This window comes from Carnimonas nigrificans ATCC BAA-78 (genome assembly GCF_000526695.1).
Lineage (GTDB): Bacteria > Pseudomonadota > Gammaproteobacteria > Pseudomonadales > Halomonadaceae > Carnimonas > Carnimonas nigrificans.
In genome coordinates, this window is the sequence record NZ_JAGO01000002.1 from 46,079 (window position 1) to 52,699 (window position 6,621).

Annotated in this window: 6 protein-coding genes; 4 read left to right on the forward strand and 2 right to left on the reverse strand. The window is 54.0% G+C overall.

Going from position 1 to position 6,621, the window contains the following annotated elements:
- Nucleotides 1-228 precede the first annotated feature (228 nt).
- Nucleotides 229-1,722, forward strand: a complete 1,494-nt coding sequence (gene ansP, locus L881_RS0100545; protein ID WP_025731784.1) for an L-asparagine permease — start codon at nucleotides 229-231, stop codon at nucleotides 1,720-1,722.
- A 100-nt stretch (nucleotides 1,723-1,822) separates the two neighbouring features.
- On the opposite strand, the gene L881_RS12560 is transcribed toward ansP, so the two are convergent.
- Complete coding sequence (locus tag L881_RS12560) at nucleotides 1,823-2,602, reverse strand: formate/nitrite transporter family protein (RefSeq protein WP_051464750.1); 780 nt, start codon at nucleotides 2,600-2,602, stop codon at nucleotides 1,823-1,825.
- Between the two features lie 564 nt (nucleotides 2,603-3,166).
- On the opposite strand from L881_RS12560, the gene L881_RS13675 reads away from it, so the two are divergent.
- The 3 genes from L881_RS13675 to L881_RS0100565 all read left to right on the forward strand — a co-directional run bounded on the left by L881_RS13675 (nucleotide 3,167) and on the right by L881_RS0100565 (nucleotide 5,465).
- Complete coding sequence (locus tag L881_RS13675; protein ID WP_156926457.1) at nucleotides 3,167-3,334, forward strand: hypothetical protein; 168 nt, start codon at nucleotides 3,167-3,169, stop codon at nucleotides 3,332-3,334.
- 78 nt (nucleotides 3,335-3,412) lie between these two features.
- Nucleotides 3,413-3,901 carry a hypothetical protein gene (locus tag L881_RS0100560; RefSeq protein WP_025731785.1) on the forward strand — a complete coding sequence of 163 codons (489 nt, stop codon included), beginning with the start codon at nucleotides 3,413-3,415 and terminating at the stop codon, nucleotides 3,899-3,901.
- A gap of 349 nt (nucleotides 3,902-4,250) precedes the next feature.
- A complete protein-coding gene (locus tag L881_RS0100565) occupies nucleotides 4,251-5,465 on the forward strand; it encodes an arabinose transporter (RefSeq protein ID WP_025731786.1) in 1,215 nt (404 codons plus the stop codon).
- A gap of 859 nt (nucleotides 5,466-6,324) precedes the next feature.
- Here L881_RS0100565 and L881_RS13500 read toward each other — a convergent pair.
- The coding region (locus L881_RS13500; RefSeq protein WP_156926458.1) for a transposase at nucleotides 6,325-6,621 on the reverse strand (297 nt) is incomplete at its 5' end.

Sequence of the window (6,621 nt, forward strand, 5' to 3'; positions counted from 1 at the left end):
GACAAGTATTAGCGTTTGCTTAGCGTTTTGTGGTTTCATCTCCGCTCCTTGGTCGTGGCGCCATAATCGAATGATGTTATTCCCTTCCTCATGATCGTTGTCGGCTGGGCGTTGCCGTGTTGGCGTGCTGACATTAATGCGGCGGTATCACTGGCATTGATGTTGTATCGCAGTGTTCAGCAGCCACGACTGATTTGAACGACCCTATTGCCATCAAGGAGAATCGCGATGTCCTCAGACCCTTCTCATCAAACGAAGGCTGACGATAAGCGAGCTTGGCTCGATTCCCACGAGACTGGCTACAGTAAATCCCTCAGTAACCGACAAATTCAGATGATCGCCATTGGCGGTGCCATCGGGACTGGCCTGTTTTTGGGCACCGGTGGTCGCTTACAGGTTGCCGGACCTTCCCTGGCGCTGGTGTATCTGGTGTGCGGTCTCTTCTCGTTTTTGATCTTGCGTGCGCTGGGTGAGCTGGTGATGCACCGTCCCAGCAGCGGCAGCTTCGTCTCGTATGCGCGCGAGTTTTTAGGCGAACGCGCCTCTTTCGTGGCCGGCTGGATGTATTTCCTCAACTGGGCCATGACCGGCATCATTGATATCACTGCCGTGGCACTGTACATGCACTACTGGGACGCCTTCGCGGATCTGCCTCAGTGGGTAACGGCACTGGTGGCGCTGATCGTGGTGGGGTCGATGAACCTGGTGGGGGTGAAATGGTTTGGCGAAATGGAGTTCTGGTTCGCCATGATAAAGGTGGTCGCCATTGTCTCCTTCCTGATAGTGGCTGCGGTGGTGGTTGGCGGCGGCTTCCATGTGTTGGGGCACGCGCCTGGCCTGCACCTGATTAATGAAAATGGCGGCTTCTTCCCTAACGGCATTTTGCCCGCGCTGGTGCTGGTGCAAGGCGTTATTTTTGCGTTTGCCGCTATCGAGATGGTGGGTATCACGTCAGGGGAAGCAGAGAATCCGAAGGAAGTGCTGCCGCGTGCAATCAATAGTGTCGTGTGGCGTATCGCATTCTTCTACATCGGTGCGGTGGTGCTGCTGGTGCTGGTGCTGCCCTGGACGGCCTATAGCAGCGGCGAAAGTCCGTTCGTAACTTTCTTCTCGGCACTGGGTGTGCCCTATATCGGTTCGGCAATGAATATCGTGGTCATGACCGCAGCGCTGTCGAGCCTTAACTCGGGGCTGTACACCACGGGGCGTGTCTTGCGTGCGCTGGCGCAGGGCGGTTCAGCGCCGCCGGCATTGGCGAAGATGAACTCGCGCGCTATTCCTTATGTGGGCATCTCGATGACACTGGGGATTTACGCGATTGGCGTGGTGCTCAACTATTTTGTGCCCTCGTCAGTATTCGAGCTGGTACTTAACATCGCTTCACTCGGCATCCTGAGCACCTGGGCATTTATCGTGGTGTGCCAAATGGCGTTCCGCCGCGCCGTTGCACGGGGTGAAGTTGCGGGAGTCGATTTCAAGATGCCGGGTGCGCCGGTCACCTCCTGGTTAACGCTGCTGTTCCTGGCTGCCGTACTGGTCATGATGGCCTTCGATTATCCCAATGGCACCTTTACCGTGGGCGCACTGCCCTTTATTGGGCTACTGCTGGCCATTGGCTGGCGCTGGACGCGCAAGCATCGTGAAATGCAAATGCCCACGACTATTCCTTCGGTATATCTGACCGATCGAGTGCTGGGTGACAAGAAGCGCGATAAGCACTAGAGAAGTCGCGGTAGAGTTTGGGCAAGGCACAAAAAGGGCCTGTGGATACGTTAGGTTGTCCACAGGCCCTTCTCTTTACTGCGTGAAGAGAAACCTGATGTTAACCGTCGCTGCGCACCTGCGCGTGGCTAATCAGGGCGAAGATGAAAATACCGCCAATCATGTTGCCCAGCAGTACCGGAAAGAAGAATACGAAGATGGCATCGTACCAGCCCACCATACCGTTCATCATCAGAAACAGCACTTCCACGACACCGACGATGATGTGGGTGAAATTGCCCAGTGCAATCACGTAGGTGATCAGGAATATCATCACAATCTGGCCGCTCTTCAGGCTGCTAAGAATCCAGACCAGGGTGGCAATCAGCCAGCCGGCCAGTAGCCCCTTGGCAAACATTTCGCTCGGCGTATTCTCCATCATATGCATGCCGATGCCCTTGATCGACTCAATGACAGGAGGCTCAAAGATGGGCAGCCAGGTGATGATGGCCGCCGCCACTGCCGCGCCTACCAGATTGCCAAAGAGTACCGCGAACCAGATGCGCAGCAGACGACCGAGGCCGCTGAGGGACGGGTTGCTCATAAAGGGCAGTACGGGCGTTACGGTATTTTCGGTAAAAAGCTGCTGGTTGGCGGTAATGACCAGAATAAAGCCGACCGTATAGCCCATGGCATCAATTAAAAAGCCCATGTCACTATCGGGCAGGTAGGTGTGCAGCAGCGCACGCGCAATCAGCGACGTGCTCATGGTGATGCCACCGGCCACGGCGGACCACCATAGCGCCATGAAATCGCGGCCCAGCTCCTTCTCGCCGCTCTGGCGAATCTTCTCGTGTACTGCCGCCGCCTTCGACGGCATGTTGGCATCTTCTATGGCCATAAAACGGTTTCCAGTGTGGGAATAACAAGCCCGGGCGCTATGAGAAGCGCGGGCACAGTCGGGAAGGTGATGCTTTAGACTCTGTTTGAAAATGCGTATACGAGAGAACCGTGGCGGTACATGGTGCTGGCAAGCCTCATGTTATCCCCGGATGGTCGAGCATAGCCCTCTCCCGATCATCGACCTTTCTGACAGTGTCTTGCTGCTATTACATGCCGTTTCAGGGGGCACGAAATTTTTAAGCGGCGGAGATTACCAGCGTTGAAGAGCGCCGTATACTGCCAAAGCCAGCCTTTGTTGCCGTATTAAGTGTAGTTCCACTGCATGACAGTGTAGGCGTCAAATGTAGGGAGCGTGAATAATTCACGCCAATGTGCATGCGCGTGGGTGTTTTTCCCTCTGTCGGCTTGCTTAGGTACGCTGTTTTAGCGCCCATAACCCGTCACTGAATCAAATGCTTAGGTTGATAAATGACGCCGTGACAGGGTGAATTCCATTCGACAAACAAGGCGCAAGGGCGAAGAATAAGACAACGATTCAGCATTCAGAAACGAGGAGATCCTTATGCATCCCGGTGTTTTTACCATCATCATGTTGTGTGTCGATGTATTGCTCATTGTGGGCGTATTGATTGAAGGTCTGGTGGAACCGCGCAAAGGTAACAAGATACTGGCGGGGGCGTTTGTAGTGACATTTTTGGCGATGTTGCTTGATACCTCGCTGTACTCTTAGGCCGTGCGTCAAGCGCCCGTCACGCGCTCTCATAGATGAAATGCCCTTTTTACCCCTTTGATGGAAGTCTCGACTGTTATGACAGATGGTTCCCAGCCCACCGATTTTCCCGCGCTCTCGGCCTTTGCTCAGCAGCACTCGCTTGAAGGGAAGCAGGCGCAGCATGCGTTTTTCGTGAGCTATCGCTCGGCGGCGCTTGATGGTGCAGGCAAGGCTGAAAAACTGGTACCGAAGATCATGTGGTCGCCCAAGGCGCTGGCCGCGTTGAGTGGCCCATTGAGCCAGCCGCTTAATGGTCTGCGTGGTGCGTTGAAGGCGTTCGACCAGAGCTATGGCAAGCGTGGCACTGACCAGCTTCCAGAAGCGGAGCCGCAGCGTAGTCAGGCGCTGCACGAACTGTACGATATCGTGGTGCGTTCACGCGATGCAGCAGAAGCGCTCAATCAGGCCATTGAGGAGCACTATGCTGAAAAGGGCGGCAAGCCGGACGTATTCAACAAGGTTCAGGCGACCCTCCGTGAGGTGAATGCCCAGCTTCAGGAAGGTGCAATTCCACTGAAGCAGTAACGCTGGATCAGGGCGATAAGTCTGTGAGTGGGGCATATCAACAACATCCAGTGTGAGAGTCGCGATGCACGTTGTGGGTGCGGAAGTTCTCATGCAGCCAGGCGATTATGATGCTTGCAGGCCCGGCATACATTGCTCAAACGCTTCACGCGGGACAATGGTCTGAAAGCGGCACTTTAACAATGGCGGCACTTTCTTCGGCTGCCATTTGTTTAGTACACTGCCGCTATTCGTAAGCGTTAACGTCATCCAACGCACACCTTTCCACAGCATTGTGCTGGGGCTGGTCGTGCTTATGACGCGTGCTTCCTCCGCTGCTGTGGTTTTATCCATACGAAGGAGAAGCCCCGTGTCACCTACCTCTCTTCCCGATGATCGCACCTTCAAGCGACGCTTGATGGGCATCGCTATCACGCTGTTTCTCACCTATCTGACCGTTGCACTGCCGCTGCCTATTCTGACGGTCTTTGTTACCCAGCATCTTGGGCTGAGCAATAGTCTGGGCGGTTTAAGCGTAGGTATCGCCTTTTTATCCACGATTTTCACACGCCCGTATTTTGGCTCTTTTGCCGACAAGCATGGCGCCCGATACACCCTGGGGTGGGGCATGCTGCTGTATGTGTCGGGTTGCCTGGTGTGCTTGATGGCCGTGGTGCCGAGCCTGTCGTCGCTGCAAGCATACAGTGTGCTGCTGGCGGGGCGGCTGATTATTGGTGTGGGTGAAAGCATGGCAATGGTGGGAGGTGTCGCCTGGGGGCTTGCCATGGCTGGCCCTCAACGCAGTGGCCGCGTGCTGGGATGGGTGGGCATGGCGCTGTATGGCGCCTTCGCCGTTGGCTCCCCGCTAGGTGTATGGATTGACGGGCAGGCCGGGTTTGCCGGCGTGATGCTGGTCAGTGCAGTGATGCCAGTGGTTGGGTTTATTCTGACGCGCTTTATTCGCAAGGACGTGCCGGTGCCGCACAGTGAACGTCCCTCGCTCTTCGCGGTATTGCCCTCGATCTGGAAGCCCGGCACCGCGGTGATGTTGCAAGGGATCGGCTTCGCCGCCATCGGCGCCTTTATCGCACCGCTATTTATCGCCAATCATTGGCAGCATGTGGGGCTGGGGCTGAGCGTTTTCGGAATAGGGTTTGTGATCAGCAGGCTTCTCTTCTCGCATTTGCCGGATCGCATCGGCGGCTTCAAGGTAGCTTATATATCGCTGATGGTTGAAGCCCTTGGGCAGTACGTGCTTTGGGCTGCCAGTAATCAGTGGCTGGCGCTGGTGGGCGCGCTTCTTACCGGACTAGGCTGCTCAATGATTTTTCCCTCCATGGGCCTCGAAGTGGTCAAACGTGTACCCGCACACCTTCGCGGCACGGCGATGGGCGGCTTTTCAGCCTTCCAGGATTTGGCATACGGACTCACAGGCCCACTGATCGGCCTCGTGGTCGGCGGCTTCGGCTACTCCTTCTCGTTCCTGATAGGAGGAATAGCGGCCACGCTTGGCCTGGCCATGGTGTTAGCGGCTGCCAAAGAACCCGAAAGGGGGAAGGTGAAGAGTGCAGGAAAAGCGGGTTAATAGGGGGCAGGGAGGAAGGGAGGCTAGGATGAGAGCGGTGTTCTATTTTCTGGAGGGCACGGCTCTGGATGCTGACCAAATCATGTCTTTCTGATCAATAAATGATCAATCCTGAAAAATATCCGAAAATTCATTAATTAATTGATTTTAATGAAGAAAAAGGCCATGAACGTTGCCGTTCAGGGCCTTTGAATTGGTGGAGGCAAGACTCTAAGAGTAACCCTTTTAAGTGACCGCTCCGGAAGCTCTTTTCTATGGTACTGGGTTATATTCTCTAATCTCTGAAGCATCTTCCTTATCAGGATGAAGTAGTTTTCTGTGAGCGATCATAATCTTCAATGATGCTCATATACCTTTCTCTGATATGCTGGCCCAGCCCTTCTAGTAGAGTCAGACCAGTTTCTGCCTTTCTAGACAGCTCCATTAATTCTGGCACACTCGCATTTCGTGGAGAGTTGTTTATAGCGTTATGAGCATTCTCGGCAGATGTCGTTATTGACTCGCAAAGTCTGGCTATATCGTCCAATTTAGGCTCTAGCCTAGCGGCTAGTATGGGGCGAGAGCTGAGTTTTTCCTTAATTAGCTGAGTAGTTTGTTGGCATACCCTACCTGCAATAAGCACTCGGGTAGTTTTTTCGAGCACTCGTTGATAAATTTCGTCTCGCCGGATTTGCTTATTTTTTACTGCTACCCTAAATGAAAGCCCAAAAGCACACGCTGCCAAAATGGTAGTTGCTACTTGGGTCCAGTGATCTATGTCCATTGTAGCTTCCATGTCTAATAAATGCTTCATTTGCACTATGTGGGGGTACGGATCAATCATTGTCTGAGACGGATACGTTGCAGGTAGGTAGGGGGCTTAGGTTCTGTCTGAAAAGTCTGCTCGCATACAGCGCCCAATGCAGGCCAGTGTCACCATGGCATTGAAGCTACTGGCCAATTTGTCAAAGCGAGAGTTGATTCGGCGTTTTTCCTTCAGCCAGCCAAATAACCTTTCTACAGCATTACGTTGGCGATACCGGAGCTTGTCAAATTGATATGGCAGTCCCGGGCGGGGAGTCCTGCGCATTCGACGATAAGGAATAATGGGACGGACTCCCTTGCTGGAACAATAATGACGCAGGGACTGGCTATCATATCCCTTGTCGGCAACAAC

What these genes read in the sequence shown, in the direction of transcription:
- ansP (WP_025731784.1), top strand. Translation starts at nt 229, where the DNA reads ATGTCCTCAGACCCTTCTCATCAAACGAAGGCTGACGATAAGCGAGCT.
- L881_RS12560 (WP_051464750.1), bottom strand. Translation starts at nt 2,602, where the DNA reads ATGGCCATAGAAGATGCCAACATGCCGTCGAAGGCGGCGGCAGTACAC.
- L881_RS13675 (WP_156926457.1), top strand. Translation starts at nt 3,167, where the DNA reads ATGCATCCCGGTGTTTTTACCATCATCATGTTGTGTGTCGATGTATTG.
- L881_RS0100560 (WP_025731785.1), top strand. Translation starts at nt 3,413, where the DNA reads ATGACAGATGGTTCCCAGCCCACCGATTTTCCCGCGCTCTCGGCCTTT.